Source organism: Streptococcus sp. 27098_8_73 (assembly GCF_041432495.1).
Taxonomy (GTDB): Bacteria; Bacillota; Bacilli; order Lactobacillales; family Streptococcaceae; genus Streptococcus.
On record NZ_JAPVZT010000001.1, the window covers coordinates 15,376 to 30,526 of the forward strand.

Annotated in this window: 23 protein-coding genes and 1 riboswitch; of the genes, 17 read left to right on the forward strand and 6 right to left on the reverse strand. The window is 39.4% G+C overall.

Annotated features, from left to right (window positions below; genetic code table 11):
- Positions 1–40 precede the first annotated feature (40 nt).
- Positions 41–958: an aspartate carbamoyltransferase catalytic subunit gene (locus O3651_RS00075; RefSeq protein ID WP_061422925.1), complete on the forward strand. Its 918-nt coding sequence runs from the start codon at positions 41–43 to the stop codon at positions 956–958.
- Positions 959–1,103: 145 nt separating this feature from the next.
- Here the strand turns inward: O3651_RS00075 and O3651_RS00080 are convergent, their stop codons facing one another.
- On the reverse strand, positions 1,104–1,670 hold the full coding sequence (locus tag O3651_RS00080) for a LytS/YhcK type 5TM receptor domain-containing protein (RefSeq protein ID WP_371609159.1): 567 nt from the start codon (positions 1,668–1,670) through the stop codon (positions 1,104–1,106).
- 9 nt (positions 1,671–1,679) lie between these two features.
- Positions 1,680–2,651: a nucleoside hydrolase gene (locus O3651_RS00085; protein ID WP_371609160.1), complete on the reverse strand. Its 972-nt coding sequence runs from the start codon at positions 2,649–2,651 to the stop codon at positions 1,680–1,682.
- A 121-nt stretch (positions 2,652–2,772) separates the two neighbouring features.
- A riboswitch (PreQ1 riboswitch) is annotated at positions 2,773–2,817 on the reverse strand.
- A gap of 133 nt (positions 2,818–2,950) precedes the next feature.
- Between O3651_RS00085 and O3651_RS00090 the strand changes: the two genes are divergently transcribed.
- The 4 genes from O3651_RS00090 (at position 2,951) to whiA (ending at position 6,174) form a co-directional block, all read left to right on the forward strand.
- Entirely contained in the window at positions 2,951–3,334 is a 384-nt protein-coding gene (locus O3651_RS00090) for a RidA family protein (protein ID WP_005590207.1), read from the forward strand.
- A gap of 67 nt (positions 3,335–3,401) precedes the next feature.
- Complete coding sequence (gene rapZ / locus O3651_RS00095; RefSeq protein ID WP_045497166.1) at positions 3,402–4,292, forward strand: RNase adapter RapZ; 891 nt, start codon at positions 3,402–3,404, stop codon at positions 4,290–4,292.
- Complete coding sequence (locus tag O3651_RS00100; RefSeq protein ID WP_371609161.1) at positions 4,289–5,266, forward strand: YvcK family protein; 978 nt, start codon at positions 4,289–4,291, stop codon at positions 5,264–5,266. The genes rapZ and O3651_RS00100 overlap by 4 nt, the downstream gene beginning before the upstream one ends.
- On the forward strand, positions 5,263–6,174 hold the full coding sequence (gene whiA, locus O3651_RS00105; protein ID WP_371609162.1) for a DNA-binding protein WhiA: 912 nt from the start codon (positions 5,263–5,265) through the stop codon (positions 6,172–6,174). Before O3651_RS00100 ends, whiA begins: the two co-directional genes overlap by 4 nt.
- An 86-nt stretch (positions 6,175–6,260) precedes the next feature.
- Here the strand turns inward: whiA and O3651_RS00110 are convergent, their stop codons facing one another.
- The 3 genes from O3651_RS00110 to O3651_RS00120 all read right to left on the reverse strand — a co-directional run bounded on the left by O3651_RS00110 (position 6,261) and on the right by O3651_RS00120 (position 8,876).
- Positions 6,261–7,388 (reverse strand): tyrosine-type recombinase/integrase, encoded by a 1,128-nt coding sequence (locus O3651_RS00110; protein WP_371595544.1) that lies wholly within the window; start codon positions 7,386–7,388, stop codon positions 6,261–6,263.
- Between the two features lie 133 nt (positions 7,389–7,521).
- The gene (locus tag O3651_RS00115; protein ID WP_371595545.1) at positions 7,522–8,067 is read right to left on the reverse strand and encodes a hypothetical protein; all 546 of its coding nucleotides are present in this window, start codon (positions 8,065–8,067) and stop codon (positions 7,522–7,524) included.
- Between the two features lie 53 nt (positions 8,068–8,120).
- A complete protein-coding gene (locus O3651_RS00120; RefSeq protein WP_371595546.1) occupies positions 8,121–8,876 on the reverse strand; it encodes a S24 family peptidase in 756 nt (251 codons plus the stop codon).
- A gap of 156 nt (positions 8,877–9,032) precedes the next feature.
- Here O3651_RS00120 and O3651_RS00125 point away from each other — a divergent pair, with 156 nt between their 5' ends.
- From O3651_RS00125 to O3651_RS00135, 3 genes are all read left to right on the forward strand, one after another.
- Positions 9,033–9,245, forward strand: a complete 213-nt coding sequence (locus O3651_RS00125; RefSeq protein ID WP_371595547.1) for a helix-turn-helix transcriptional regulator — start codon at positions 9,033–9,035, stop codon at positions 9,243–9,245.
- Positions 9,246–9,399: 154 nt separating this feature from the next.
- Positions 9,400–9,663, forward strand: a complete 264-nt coding sequence (locus O3651_RS00130; protein ID WP_371595583.1) for a helix-turn-helix domain-containing protein — start codon at positions 9,400–9,402, stop codon at positions 9,661–9,663.
- Positions 9,664–9,852: 189 nt separating this feature from the next.
- Positions 9,853–10,104, forward strand: a complete 252-nt coding sequence (locus tag O3651_RS00135; RefSeq protein ID WP_371595548.1) for a hypothetical protein — start codon at positions 9,853–9,855, stop codon at positions 10,102–10,104.
- Here the strand turns inward: O3651_RS00135 and O3651_RS00140 are convergent.
- Entirely contained in the window at positions 10,075–10,284 is a 210-nt protein-coding gene (locus O3651_RS00140) for a hypothetical protein (RefSeq protein WP_371595549.1), read from the reverse strand. The two genes, O3651_RS00135 and O3651_RS00140, sit on opposite strands and share 30 nt — an antisense overlap.
- Before the next feature lie 117 nt (positions 10,285–10,401).
- Here O3651_RS00140 and O3651_RS00145 point away from each other — a divergent pair, with 117 nt between their 5' ends.
- From O3651_RS00145 to O3651_RS00185, 9 genes are read left to right on the forward strand one after another with little or no spacing between them, the layout of a single operon-like run.
- Entirely contained in the window at positions 10,402–10,680 is a 279-nt protein-coding gene (locus O3651_RS00145; RefSeq protein ID WP_371595551.1) for a hypothetical protein, read from the forward strand.
- 5 nt (positions 10,681–10,685) lie between these two features.
- Complete coding sequence (locus O3651_RS00150) at positions 10,686–11,390, forward strand: ERF family protein (RefSeq protein ID WP_371595552.1); 705 nt, start codon at positions 10,686–10,688, stop codon at positions 11,388–11,390.
- A 19-nt stretch (positions 11,391–11,409) separates the two neighbouring features.
- On the forward strand, positions 11,410–11,727 hold the full coding sequence (locus O3651_RS00155; RefSeq protein ID WP_371595553.1) for a hypothetical protein: 318 nt from the start codon (positions 11,410–11,412) through the stop codon (positions 11,725–11,727).
- A gap of 5 nt (positions 11,728–11,732) precedes the next feature.
- A complete protein-coding gene (locus O3651_RS00160; protein WP_371595554.1) occupies positions 11,733–12,725 on the forward strand; it encodes a DUF1351 domain-containing protein in 993 nt (330 codons plus the stop codon).
- Positions 12,725–13,372 (forward strand): hypothetical protein, encoded by a 648-nt coding sequence (locus O3651_RS00165; protein WP_371595555.1) that lies wholly within the window; start codon positions 12,725–12,727, stop codon positions 13,370–13,372. Before O3651_RS00160 ends, O3651_RS00165 begins: the two co-directional genes overlap by 1 nt.
- 2 nt (positions 13,373–13,374) lie before the next feature.
- Entirely contained in the window at positions 13,375–13,953 is a 579-nt protein-coding gene (gene ssb, locus O3651_RS00170; protein WP_371609163.1) for a single-stranded DNA-binding protein, read from the forward strand.
- A gap of 15 nt (positions 13,954–13,968) precedes the next feature.
- Positions 13,969–14,487, forward strand: coding sequence for an NUMOD4 domain-containing protein (locus O3651_RS00175; protein ID WP_371609164.1), 519 nt, complete (start codon positions 13,969–13,971; stop codon positions 14,485–14,487).
- 44 nt (positions 14,488–14,531) lie between these two features.
- Entirely contained in the window at positions 14,532–14,735 is a 204-nt protein-coding gene (locus O3651_RS00180; RefSeq protein WP_371609165.1) for a hypothetical protein, read from the forward strand.
- The gene (locus O3651_RS00185) at positions 14,732–15,151 is read left to right on the forward strand and encodes a helix-turn-helix domain-containing protein (RefSeq protein WP_223368384.1); all 420 of its coding nucleotides are present in this window, start codon (positions 14,732–14,734) and stop codon (positions 15,149–15,151) included. Before O3651_RS00180 ends, O3651_RS00185 begins: the two co-directional genes overlap by 4 nt.

Sequence of the window (15,151 nt, forward strand, 5' to 3'; positions counted from 1 at the left end):
CATTTGTCCAAAGTTTTTAATAAAAAAGGAGTATAACATCATGTCATCAAATCAAATCGCACTTAAAAATCTTGTATCTATGGAACACCTTACGAACGAAGAAGTAATGGCTTTGATCAAGCGCGGGATTGAATTTAAAAACGGCGCAAAGGTTCATTATGATGAGCAGCATATTGTTGCAAATCTCTTCTTTGAATCTTCAACTCGGACTCACAAGGCTTTTGAAGTAGCAGAATTAAAACTTGGATGCGACCTGCTTGACTTTGATGTCAAGACAAGCTCAGTCAACAAAGGAGAAACCTTGTATGACACGATTTTGACTATGTCAGCTCTCGGTGTAGATGTCTGTGTCATCCGTCACCCTGAGGTGGATTACTATAAAGAATTGATCGAAAGCCCAACAATTACAACTTCTATCGTAAATGGTGGTGATGGTTCTGGTCAGCATCCGAGCCAAAGTTTGCTTGACTTGATGACAATTTACCAAGAATTCGGTCATTTTGATGGTTTGAAAGTAGCTATCGCTGGTGACCTTGATCACTCTCGTGTAGCCAAGTCTAATATGCAAATCTTGAAACGTCTTGGTGCCGAGCTCTTCTTTGCTGGTCCAGATGAGTGGAGAAGTGAGGAATTTGCTGACTATGGTAAATTCGTAACGATTGACGAAGTGATTGACCAAGTGGATGTCATGATGTTCCTGCGCGTGCAGCATGAGCGCCATGACTACAACTCTATTTTCTCTAAGGAAAATTATCATAAACTCCATGGTTTGACGCAAGAGCGCTATGATCGTATGAAGGATACTGCAATCCTGATGCACCCAGCGCCTGTCAATCGCGATGTAGAAATTGCAGATCATCTGGTTGAAGCTCCAAAATCTCGAATTGTAGAGCAAATGACAAATGGCGTCTTTGTCAGAATGGCTATCATTGAGGCTGTTCTCAAGGGACGCAACTAATCTCAAAATGTAGCTTGGGAGTAGGATTGGACTCTAGAAGAGTTTGCCTACTCCTTTTTTATAACTTAACATTAAAGACCTATAAAAGACAATGTTAAACTAAAAGAACTACTCGAAATTATATTTTCTGAGTAGTTCTTTTGATTTATGCATTGCTGGATTTTGCAAAGATTCTTGGGATGGCTTTTTTGAGTTGTGGGATGAAGGCAAGACTAACCCCAATAACAATGAGTCGGTCTGCATAGTCGGTTAGCGCTTGGACGATGATGGTGCTGGTGACCAAATCTAAGCCTAAACCGTGTAAACCTTGAACGATAATACTAGAGCCGCTTGGGGTAATTCCTTTGAAGACTATCACAGTGATCAGAGAGGCCAAAGCAGTTGCTGGCAGAGAGACTAGAACCGTTTTCCAGAGAAGATTTAGTCTTGGTTTTGAATCAGAAGTGAAAAAGACTGAGACAAGAAGAGCCAAAAGAATGGCTACTGGAGAGAAATAAATAGCAGAAATGTCTGTTGTAAAGGCGCTAATAAGAGCACTGGCAATCGCAGTTCCTACTCCGAAAATAGGTCCTAAAATGAGGCTGGCTAATATCGTTCCAAAAGTATCCAAATAAACAGGAAGTTTTAGAAAAAGGGCGATGTTGGCACCGATATAGTTTAGAGCGATGCAGATAGCTGTAAATGTAATGGTAAATGGTGTTATTTTTTTCATAATCTTATCCTAAATTAAAGTTTCTAGATCTTGGTAGATGATTTCCTTTGAAGTGTTGAGTATCACGGAGAGAAAATCCTGAAAGAAGAGGTGGGTGTTTACTTGGGTCAGCACCTTAGCATTGGCTTGCTTACCATAAAAATGATAGGCATCAACTAGCGTTTGTCCCATGGCAATGCCTTCCGTTGCGAGATCGACGAAGGAGTCAAATCCTTGACAAAGGTCCTTATACAGAAAATGGGCAACGGCCAATGGATCGTTGATGACACAGCCGATAATATGTTCATACTCCCAATGAAAATCCCAGTAAAAACGAGTGATTTTTCCGATAAAGTCAGCGACTTCAGGATTGATAAATCGCATATATTCCAAGAGATTAGGCGTCAAGACAATCTTTCGAGTAACATCTAGACCGACCATTTCGATCTTCTTTCCAAGTTTTTCGTAGGTTTCTTGGGCTGCATGCGGATCGCACCAGTAGTTGTACTCCGCTACGGGTGAGCAGTTGCCATGCGATTTGTAGCTGCCGCCCATGCTGACAAATCGGTATAGATGTTGCCCAAGGTTAGGATTTTTCCTAAGAGCCAAAGCAATATTGGTCAAAGGCCCCAGTGCAACGATGGAAGTATCACTATTTTTCTGGAAATAGTCAGCCAGAAAGTCATAAGCTGCTTGTGGTTGGGCTTGGGTGGAACTGCTTCTTGTTATTCCGCTTTCTCCCAATCCATCCATGCCGTGGGTATCCTGAGCAGAGACGAAGTCACGAACCAAGGGCTTGTCGGCTCCTACATAGACTGGGATATCCAGCCGATTCAGCCTTTCCAGGATTTTAAATGCATTTTCAAGACCAAGTTCTACTGGGACATTTCCAGCGACTATGGTCAAAGCAACGACCTCTAAGTCAGGGTGTTGTAGGGCATAGAGCAGGGCTAGGCTGTCGTCTATGCCAGGATCGCAGTCAATAATAACTTTTCTTTTCATAGGTCCTCCTTTTGAGAAATAAAATAAGGCTGAAACCTCCGTCTCAACCTCTCAGTTAGTTCTGCCAAAGTGGCAGGACACCAGAAAAAACTATGCGCAATTACATTACTTTAGAATATAAGGGTACTTAGTTTTTTATACTGGGAAGTTTGCGAACCAGTCCAAAACAAGTGTTTTGAATTATGCATTTACTATCATAAAGAAAAATTTCCTAAAAGTCAATGGGAAGGGGGACAAGAATAGTCAGTCTTTTGACTTTATGATATAATAAGTAAGATAAAAGAAATGAGGAGAATACAATGGCAAAAATAGTACAAACAGATAAAGCACCAGCAGCAATCGGACCATATGTTCAAGGAAAAATCGTTGGCAACCTTTTATTTGCAAGTGGTCAGATTCCTTTATCACCAGAGACAGGAGAAATTGTAGGTGCAACGATTGAAGAGCAGACCCAGCAAGTTTTAAAAAATGTAGGAGCTATTTTGGAAGCAGCTGGAACAGATTTTGACCATGTGATCAAGGCGACCTGCTTCCTAAGTGATATCAATGATTTTGTGCCATTTAATGAGGTCTACAAAACGGCTTTTAAGAGCGAGTTTCCAGCTCGTTCGGCAGTAGAAGTGGCTCGCTTGCCTCGTGATGTAAAAATCGAAATCGAAGTCATTGCTGAGATTGTAGAATAAATGCTTGGGACCGGGAGAAGTTTCCCGTCCTTTTTTAGAAATAAAATGTTAGACGAAGGGAGAAAGAATGGCTGAACACAAGATTCAATTAGTGATTGTGACAGGAATGAGCGGTGCCGGAAAGACTGTCGCCATCCAGTCCTTTGAGGATTTGGGTTATTTTACCATTGATAATATGCCGCCGACCTTAGTACCAAAGTTTTTGCAGTTGGTCGAAGGGACAAAGGACAATGATAAGTTGGCTCTGGTTGTTGATATGAGGAGTCGCTCCTTCTTTTTGGAGATTCAGGATATTCTGGATGAGCTAGAAAGAAGCACGGAAATTGATTTTAAAATTCTATTTTTGGATGCGGCCGACAAGGAGTTGGTGGCTCGCTATAAGGAAACGAGACGCAGTCACCCTTTGGCAGCCGACGGACGAATTTTAGATGGAATCAAACTGGAGCGTGAGCTCTTAGCCCCTCTGAAAAATCTAAGTCAAAATGTTGTAGATACGACGGAACTGACACCACGGGAGCTAAGAAAGACCATCTCTGAACAATTTTCAAACCAGGCTGATCTGCACAGTTTCCGCATTGAGGTTATGAGTTTTGGCTTCAAATACGGTTTGCCTCTGGATGCGGACTTGGTTTTTGATGTGCGTTTCCTGCCTAATCCCTACTATAAACCTGAATTGCGCAATCAGACAGGCTTGGATAAGGATGTCTTTGACTATGTCATGAACCATGCGGAGTCAGAAGAGTTTTACCAGCATTTGCTGGGCTTGATTGAGCCGATTTTGCCTGGCTATCAAAAGGAAGGAAAGTCTGTGCTGACTATTGCAGTTGGCTGTACAGGTGGACAACACCGTAGTGTGGCTTTTGCACAGCGTTTGGCGGATGATTTAGCGAAAAATTGGCCAGTTAATGCCAGTCATCGCGACAAAAATCGTCGGAAGGAAACGGTGAACCGCTCATGAGAAAACCGAGAATTACAGTTATCGGCGGCGGTACAGGAATTTCAGTCATTTTAGACAGCCTGCGGAAAAAGGATGTAGAAATCACAGCTATTGTCACAGTTGCAGATGATGGCGGTAGTTCTGGTGAGCTGCGTAAAAACATTCAGCAGCTGACGCCGCCGGGTGACTTGCGAAATGTTTTGGTCGCCATGTCTGATATGCCAAAGTTTTATGAGAAGGTCTTCCAGTATCGCTTTGCCAAAGGAGACGGCATTCTAGCAGGACATCCCTTGGGGAATCTGATTATTGCTGGCATTTCCGAAATGCAGGGTTCGACCTATAATGCCATGCAGCTTCTAACCAAGTTTTTCCATACAACAGGTAAAATCTACCCTTCAAGCGACACTCCGCTAACTCTGCATGCTGTGTTTACAGATGGAACGGAAGTTGTCGGTGAGAGCAATCTGGCTAGTAAGGCTGGTATGATTGAGCGGGTCTATGTGACCAATACCTATGATGATGCAAAGCCTGTTGCTAGTAGAAAGGTAGTCCAGAGTATTTTGGATAGCGATATGGTGGTGCTGGGGCCGGGTTCTCTCTTTACCTCTATCTTGCCAAACCTCGTAATCGAAGAAATCGGCCAAGCTATTTTAGATACTAAGGCAGAAGTAGCCTATGTTTGCAATATTATGACTCAACGTGGCGAAACCGAGCACTTTTCAGATAGCGACCACGTTCAAGTATTGCATCGCCATCTGGGCAAAAAGTTCATTGATACTGTCTTGGTCAATATCGAGCCAGTTCCGCGCGAGTATATGAATAGCAATAAATTTGATGAATATCTGGTTCAGGTGGAGCATAATTTTCGAGGGCTGCAAGAGCAAGTTCCGCGTGTCATTTCATCGAATTTCCTTCGTTTGGAAAATGGCGGAGCTTTTCATGATGGAGAGTTACTTGTTGATGAATTGATGCAGATTATACAGGTGCGCAAATGAGCTTTACAGTAAAAGTAAAAGAAGAGCTTTTAAGCTTATCTGTAAAAGACAAAAATGAGTTGGCTGCCATGATCAAGATGTCTGGCAGTTTGGGCTTGGCCAGCAGTGGTTTGACCCTGTCTGTCACAACAGAAAATGCTAAGATTGCCCGCCATCTCTATGAGTTGCTGTCGGACCTTTATCAGGTCAAGTCAGAAATCCGCCACCATCAGAAGACTAATCTGCGCAAGAATCGAGTTTATACAGTATTTCTAGATCAGAAAGTGGAAGAAATCTTATCTGACCTGCACTTGGCTGACTCCTTTTTTGGCATCGAGGCAGGGATTGACCAGGCTATTTTGTCAGATGACGAAGCCAGTCGAGCCTATCTACGGGGAGCCTTTCTCTCAAATGGCAGCATGCGGGAGCCAGACTCAGGCAAGTACCAGCTAGAAATCCTGTCCGTTTATCTGGATCATGCTGAGGACTTGTCTGCCTTAATGCGCCGTTTTCTGCTGGATGCCAAGACCATCGAGCGTAAGAAGGGGGCTGTCACTTATCTGCAGCGGGCTGAGGACATCATGGATTTTCTTATTGTCATTGGGGCTATGGAAGCCATGGCTGAGTTTGAGTCTCTTAAGCTCATGCGGGAAGCGCGCAACGATCTTAATCGCGCCAATAATGCGGAGACAGCGAACATCGCTCGCACGGTCACAGCCAGTATGAAAACCATCAACAATATTGCCAAAATCAGCGATAATATCGGCATTGAGAGTTTACCTGTAGACCTGCAGGAGGTTGCTCAACTTCGTATCCAGCATCCGGACTATTCGATCCAGCAGCTAGCTGATAGCCTGAGCCGGCCTCTAACTAAGAGCGGTGTCAATCATCGCTTGAGAAAAATCAATAAAATCGCTGATGAATTATAACGATAAAAAATAAACCCTTGTAAATATTGATTTTTCAAGGGTTTTGTCATTTATTTAATTTTAAAAGGGGCAGTCGAGGGGCAGAATTAAAAAATACTATCTAATTTATTGACGAGCTTATCCTCCATGTCCGCAGTGGTATGAGAGTAGATCTCCAAAGTCATTTTAGCATTTGAGTGACCAACTCGATCCATTATTGATTTGATAGGTAGCCCTGACTCTGCTAAAAATGAAATGTGAGAATGTCTAAAAATATGGCTAGATAAGTTTTTTTCTATCCCGGCCTGTTTGCCATATTTTTTTAATACCTGTATAAAACAAGCTATCGTTGTAGGATTATTCCATTTTTCAAAGCAGAAAATATAATCTTCACTATTCAATGGCTGGAAACGTTCACTAAGTCGCACTATCTGTCTCTGGATAGCTTCTATGACAGTCTCTGATACTTTGATTGTCCGTATTGAGTTTGTAGTCTTTGGTAATGTTTTTATTTTGTTCACTGAATCAAAATTACCAGTGATCTCAATTTTGTTGTTTTGAAAATCTATATTTTTTAGCTGTAAGGCAGCTAGTTCACCATATCTCATACCAGTTAAGGCAAGTACAATCACCATATCAGCATACTTTTGATGATATTCTCGACTATTAAGGACATCAACTAATGTCTTAATTTCCTGCATGGTGAGAAAATTGTTACGCTTTTTTTCTAATTCCTCCAAAGTTCTTGGCTTTTTGGGGATGGTGGTATAATCTACCTCGTTATTTTCGATGTAGGAGTATTGAACTGCATAATTAAAGATGCCTCTAAGCCTGTGTCTTACTTTTTTAGCTGTAATATATCCATTGCTTTCAATAATTTTTTCGATGGCCTCCTGGAGAAAACGCCTATCAAGATTGGCCAGTAAAGTATCAGGCGGAATGACTTGGTTCATTATCTTATCTACTGACTTACAATTATGCTTTGTTGACTCTTTGACTGTTTGTGCCCACCATCTATAGAAAAGTTTATAAATTTCTTCAAAGGTAATGCTCTCTACTTGTTTTGTGTTGAGTTTTTTGTTTATTTTTTCTTGTAAAATAAGTGTAGCCTGATTTCTTGCTTGAGGTGTTTTCTTTTCCATTGTGACTGAGACTTTTTTTAATTTCTCGGTATATGGATCTTTGTACCTTTCAAAAAATTTATATTTTCCGCTCGGTAATTCTTCTACCCACATTGCTATTTCACCTCATTTCTGTTAAAATGAGTACAAGAAAACTGGCTTTTTAATGCCTAGTTTCTTATACTATTGTCTTGCCTCACGCTCAGACTCGCCAAAGTTGAGAGCGTGAGGCTTTTTTGTTTTGTTCTTATTTTACTTTGATTTTCATCTCTCCGTTCATCTTTTGAGAGACAAGAGAGTTACCGTCATCTGTTTTTATATGTAGCATTGGGTATGATTTGAAATCAACCCCATTAATACCAGCCCAAACATTAAAAGCCTCATGTTCTTTTGCTTTCAACCCGTCCGCAAAGGCTTGTAAATCAGTTTTTGAATAGAACTTGTACTCGTTAGGTACATTTACATAGAGGATGGTATCCTTGCTGTGGAAAGTGTAAGTGGTAATATCTACACCTTTATCAGTTAAATCTTGCTTGAAATACTCAATGAAACTAGCCATCTGATCCGCTGAGACCCGTGGCAACTTATCGTCACTTTCAGAACTAGCTTCAGTAGCCTCAGTAGTCTCTGTTTTCTCTGGTGCTTTTTCTTTTACCTCAGCACTTGAGCTTTGGGTGGCTACTTTTGGTGCCTCAGGAGCTTTAGTTTTAGGCGCTAATCCTAAAGCCTGTAAAACGAAACCGAGAGCGGCCAACGCTAAAAATCCTGCTATAAAGACTTTAACCTTTTTCATAAAATTACCTCCCAGCTTTTAGTGTGGTTCAGTGATTGCACATAATTTGTTTTTTAGATTTCTAACGGCATGAAATTGCCAACTACTTTTCCAATGATTCGGGGCTCTTCGCTATACGGAGCAAATTTATCTGCGTATTTATTATTCAAAGAGACGAGCCGTAAGCCGTCTTTTTCTTTGTAAACTTTTTTGATATAACTTTGACCATCCCAGTCTACAGCATAAATAGCACCATCGTAATCCCAACCTGTATCTTTGATAAGGGCTACGGATCCGCTTAGATAGTCTGGTTCCATAGAGTCTCCATATACCCAGCTAGCGAAGTCGTGGGGGATGTATCTATCAAAAAAGACGGTATCATAATTGCGATCTTCGTAGTAAGTTTCACCGGTTCCGGCAGAGAGTTTTTCAAAAACTTGATATTCGAATAGTTCTTCGTTGACTTCAAGTTGTTGCCCCTCTAGAAGCTCCTCGGATGTCCGTAGCACGATTTTTTTATTGTGGGTGGTTAATTGTACCACTTTATCCGTTATCTGCTGCGTGAGTGAATCTGGAGTTTTTGGGAGAGGATTAGCAGTAGATGAGTCTTTTTTTATTTGTGGAAAAAGATCATCAATCGAAATTTTAAAAGCACTAGCTAAGTCAAACATTGTATCTTTTTTAGGAGACCTGATGCCTTTTTCATAATTGCCAATGGCATTCTTACTTATTCCAATTTTAGAACCAAGCTCTTGTTGAGTCCAACCGTTTTTAAGTCTATATTGTTTTATTTTTTCGCCAATAATACTTGCAATTTGTTCTTTATCCATAACCGAATCTCCTTTCTATTATAAGAGAATTATAACACAAAACCCACGAAAAGAAAACTTTTTTACTTTTTTCGCAAAAAAAATATTGACAGCCCACGAAACGTGTGCTATAATTAAATCAAGCTTAGAGATAAGCAAATAAAAGGAGGTGAGAACGTGCAAATTTATCTTTACCAACTACGAAAGGAAAAAGGGATTACACAAAAAGAACTAGCCCAAAAATTAGGTATATCCGAAACCGCGTATCGTCAAAAAGAAAAAGGGCAACGTGCTTTTAAGTCAGATGAAATGTTTATTATCGCTGATGTTCTTGAAAAAGATATTGGCGAAATTTTTTCAGACCCAAGACCACGAAACGTGAACCAATAAATAGGGATTCAATTAGAGAAAGGAGATCGTATGACAGACTTTAAGGATTTGGATTGTCAGTTTATCTTTCAAGAATGCGACTGAAAATTATACTGCTGTTAGTAATAGCTTTATCAATGATCCAAAACTGGGGTTCACAGCGGTAGGCATTATGATGGTTGTTCTAGCTAACCACCCTAACTGGCAAGTCTATCCAGATGAGATAGCTAGACGAAAAGGTGTTAGCCGTGACATGATCGATCGTCATCTAAAAAAGTTAGAGGATGCTGGTTATATGCGTGTGATCAAAAAAAGCCTTGGTAGAGGTCGAGGAGTTCAGACTTTTAGATTCTTCTCAGATACAAAGATAACTGACTTTCAATTTGAAATCATGTTACAACGACTTGATGAAGCAATAAAAAAGTTATCCACAGTTTGATATTTACATTTCCGATTTTTACAAATCTGTATTTTACAAATCTGTATTTTACAAATCAGTAAAATAAGGCACTAATAAATACTAACTAACAACAAGTACTAACTAATAATAAATACTAACTAACAACAAGTAATACTCATTTTAATAAATAAAAGAGGGGAATTACAATAAAACTTGAAAGGAGAGTGCATGGAGCAATTAAAACTAAGTATTAAGCCTAAACATGAACCTACTGATGGCCAATGTTTAAGGTCATCAGGTTATTCAGTAAAAATCAATGGTTGGGAGCTTGGCCGTGGGGTAACTGGTTTTAGATTAGAAATGCCAGCAGGAGAAAAACCAAAAATCACTATCACGGCAATTCCAGACATTATGGAAATTGATGCGACAGTGATTGCTGAAATTCAGAAATTACAATCTGAAAGCGATATAGAATCCTGAGAAATCTTCCTCAAGATATGCTGTGATTTGACCGGTTGAGATTAGGTGCTTAGCGGTATCTCTAAAATCATCTTGATCAAATTCTTCAGAACGGAAATCATGAGAAGTACCAGCTGGGACAGTTGGCTCCAGCTTAGCAAACTCTAGGATCTTATCAGCTATATTTTTATTAAATGACATTTTTAACCCTCCTTTCTGGTTTCATTATAGCAGAAAAGAGGATAGCAAAAAAGCCCACTGATAGGGTCAGGGGCTTACTAAAAACACTAAGTAAATTATATCACGAAAGGAGCAAAAATGGAAGCAGTTCAAATGGTGAGAATTAAAGATGTGATCATCGAGAAGGTAGCAGCAAACGATGGAGAGCTAGAGCATATTTTCGGATGTTCAAAACGGCAAGCAGGGGACATGAGGCGAGAAATGAAGAAATTGCCTAGTCAGCGAAAGCACCTCAGAAATGATGGACAGCTTGTCACGATTAAAGGCTTTGATGCTTATCTACAATACAGAGGCAGTCAGTCATGGAAGAAAGAAATGGCTAAAATCGTTAAGATGAAAAGGTCACTTGGAGGATAGACGGTATGGCAAGTTTAACTTTCCCAGAATTGCAACAAAAAATGCAACTAGAAAAAAAGAAATCAAAAGATGTAAAGTACGCATTTAGAAATGCCGAGGATATCTATACAACTTTCAAAGAGTTGAAAAGTGATTGGTCTGTAATTGTGACGGATGAACTCATTGAGCTTGTTGGAAAAATCTTTGTAAGAGCAACAGCTGTAGCTTTCAATGATGAGAGAGACGAGAAATACCAATCAACAGCATACGCTGAAATGAGTCCAGTACCTGTATTCAATACACAAAAAGGTCAGATTAAACAGATGCAGGAGCCACAGTGGACAGGTGCGGTCAGCTCATACGCTCGAAAGTACGCCTTACAAGGTCTATTCGCTATCGGCGAAAAAGACATTGATGAGTATCCAGTAGAAGAAAGCCAAGAACAAGGGCAGACTAATCAGCAACAGCAACCAGATAACCAATCATCTCAAGGCAGAAACGCTAATCAAGCAGATTTAATCAATACTGACCAATACAAGGCAATTTACGGAAAAGTTCGTACATGGGCACAACTGAAAAACACCAGCTTTGATTTAGTTGCTAACTATGTGCTGCAGCATTTCAAAATCCGTGATTTTCACGATATCCCAGAACTGCATTTTGACACAGTTATGAGCTATCTAAATGGTCAGATAGCTAAAGCTCAAGGACAAGATTTTAATAATTTATAAAAAAGAAAGAGGAAACAACATGAAACAAACTAAAAAATTTATTGCTTTTCAACAAAAAGAAAATGGTCATTTTGTGTCAGAATACAAACACAACGATCATCGTTTAGCTTACGCAGTAGGTCTGTGTAATTGCATGCAAGATGCTTTAACCTTGGATTACGACGCTTATGAAGAACAACAAGAGCAGATGGCTGCATTGGCAGAGTCTTTTGGTTGCAATATCGTTGTTGTCGAGGCAACGCACGAAATCAAAATGCTAGATGGATCAGATGCGCCAGAGCCAGTAAAACGTGATATTAAGGCTGATTTATTCAAATTCTTAGGATTGGAGGATTAGAAAAAATGAAAGATGTGACCTTAAGTGAACTAGAAAACATTAAGCCGATTTATGTGCCAGGAAAAATCACTCTTGACTTTGATAGTCTTGATAAAGCCATTGCTCTAGCAGTTTCGCAGCTTGAAGATAAAAAAATTGATGAACTTGATTATAAAGAAATCAAAGAACAAATCACAAGATACAAAGCCCTTGATGATGGATTAGATAGTGAGCGTAAAAAGATTGCTAAGAATTTCAAAAATCCACTTGATGAATTTGAAGAAAGACTTGAAAAATCACGCATCCCATTAGGTGAACTGCTAACTAAACTTAGAAAGGTCAGGGATGATATTGATGAACACGAGCGATTGTTGCGCGTGGATATCGTCCGTGCCGCTTTTGAAGATAAATGTATGGTAGCAGGTCTTGAAAAATCCACATTTGAAGATCGTTACGATGAATACAGCCTCAAGAAGTACTTTAAAACAGGTAAATTTGAACTCAAGAAATCAACGCTTGATGAAATGGATACTTTGGTATTGGCAGAATTTGATGCTCTTGAAGAATTTAAAGCAAACAAACAGGCTATTTTGGATCAAGCTAATGAATATGACTTGCCAGCTGATAGCTATATCAGACACCTTGAGGATGGAAAAACTTTGGTGGATGTTTTAAATCTCATGAAGTCTGATCGTGATGCTGCTATCTTGCGCAAAGAGCAGAAAGAGGCTCAAGAAAAAGCAGAAGCTGAACGGCTTGCAGAAATTGAACGCTTGGCCAGAGAAAACGCCGATGCGAATATCAAGGCTATTGATGCTGAAACAGGCGAGATTTTGGAACAGGGTACAATTACACCAGAACAGCAAAACAAAGCGCAAGAAGTGCCCAAATTTGAGCCTAGTGAGCCTTTGGAAGTCACAATGCTCTTGACTTTGCATGGCGGCAAACCTCAACTAGAGCAGCTTAAAGAATATCTTGAGGATAACTTTATTAGTTTTGAAACTTTAGGAGGTATGTAATGACATTTAAAAAAAGTGATTTGCTTAATTACAGGCAGCTTTGGTGGCTTGATAAATTTCTAACGGGGCATAAAGGGTTTATTGCTGGTGGTTGTTTCAAAAACATTTTTAATAACGAGCGTGTTAAAGACTTGGATATTTTCTTTGAAAGTGAAAAAGATTTTTTGGAGGCGAAAAGTTACTATAAGAAACAGTTAAAAGAAAATCCTAATGATTGGAGATTTTCTTATGAGAACAAAAATTGTTGGTCAATCTATTCTGTCAAAGAAAAAGTTCGTCTCGAACTTATTAGAAATACATACGGAACACCAAAAAATGTTATTGCAAATTTTGATTTTACAATTACAAAATTTGCTTACTACAAGAATTATGAAAATGTAGATGAAAATGATTATATGGCTGTTTTTGAAGTATTATTTCATGAAGATTATTTTGAACATTTACACACAAAAAGGCTAGTTGTAGATGATAGATTGCTTTACCCGGTCAGCACTTTTAACAGACTTATGAGATATGCAAAGTATGGCTATCAACCATGTAGAGAAACAAAAATAAAAATTGTAAAATCTCTGGCAATGCTAGACCCCGAAAATCAACGAGACTTTGATGAACAGTTAGGAAAAAGTTTATACGAAGGGATGGATTAAAAATGATCAATAACGTTGTTTTAGTAGGTCGGCTTACAAAAGATGCTGAACTGAGATACACGCAATCTAATATTGCGGTTGCTACGTTTACTCTTGCTGTAAATCGTCCGTTTAAGAACGATGCTGGAGAGCGTGAGGCTGATTTCATCAATTGCGTTATCTGGCGTCAGCAGGCAGAAAATCTTGCTAATTGGGCTAAAAAAGGCTCGTTGATTGGCGTTACAGGTGCAATCCAAACTCGTAACTACGACAACCAACAAGGTCAGCGTGTCTATGTCACAGAAGTTGTTGTTAGTAATTTCCAATTGTTAGAAAGTCGCAGTAGTCAGCAAAATAATCAAGGTTATCAAGATAATTATGGCGGACATCAGCAACAAGGCTACGGTAATCAAGGTGGTAATTTCCAAAACGGAAACAACCAAGGAAACAATTTCCAAAATGGAAATAGTTACGGACAACAAGGTAGCTTTTTCGAGGGTAATACAACAAATCCAGTTCCTGATTTTACCCGTGATAACAATCCATTTGGTAGGTCGTCAAATCCATTGGATATCAGCGATGACGACTTGCCATTCGGTTAAGGTAGGAGGGCGGGTATGACAATAGAAATTTGGAAAGATGTAGCAGGTTACGAGGGACTTTACGAAGTCTCAAATTTAGGAAAAGTAAGAACGCATAAAAATAAGGTGACTTACAGTGAGCTGCATGGCAAGCGGCATTGGAAACAACGCATTTTGAAGCCAAAGAGTTCTAAAACAAGAGAGCCTAGAGTTGCGCTTTGGAAAAACAAGGTTTCAAAAGATTTCTTGGTTCACAGGTTGGTAGCAGAGGCTTTTATACCTAATCCAGATAATAAACCGACGGTTAACCATATTGATGGAAATCCAAATAATAATCATTTCGAAAACCTTGAATGGGCTACATATAAGGAAAATAATAACCATGCTTTTGATAATAATCTAATCAAAACTGGCATGAGTGTTATTTTGGTAAATAAGAAAACAAAAGAAGTTCACATGTTTAGAAGTATGGCTAAAGCTAGTGAATTTTTAGGACACAATCCAGGCTATTTAAGTTGCATCTTATCGCATAGAAAAAAAACTGCAAGAGTATGAGGTATATACAAAAGTATCTGGGTGATTGAAAAAGGAGAAACTACATGACAAAATTTGAACTTATTTTAATTTTAACCGCTATTCTCACGACAACGTGGTCAGGAATTGTCACAACTTTTGCAAGAAAAGTCGTGTGTAAGTACAAGCGACAGGTTGCCTATTACCAAAAACCTGACACTCAAATTAAGATTGCGCAGCATGTTATCAAAAACAAATTTTATGAAACAGGCCAGGAGGCTTTCAAATGAAAGTATTTGATGGCGCAAAATTAAGAGCCATCCGCAAAGAGGCAGGTCTTACACAGTATGACCTTGCCCCTAAGTTGGATGTCTCCCAAAACAGAGTCAGCGACATTGAGCGTAATGTTGCCGATCCTACCACAGTTGAAATTGATGCTTTTGCAGAAATTCTAAAATGCCAAGTATCAGCATTTTTGAGCGATGAAGCGGATATCGTTGTAATCACTAATACTTTCACTAAAAAGAAAAAAGGGATTGTTTCTGATGTGGAAGAAGATACATCAGAGCAATTGGAGTTGCTGCCAGATGATGATGTGATTACTGGCCGTGATTTAACTGGGTATATTCTGATTAAACAAGAAGCCTACCAGTCTTTGCTTGAAGACCAAACAAAATTGAAACGGCTGCAAAGTTTATTGAAATAG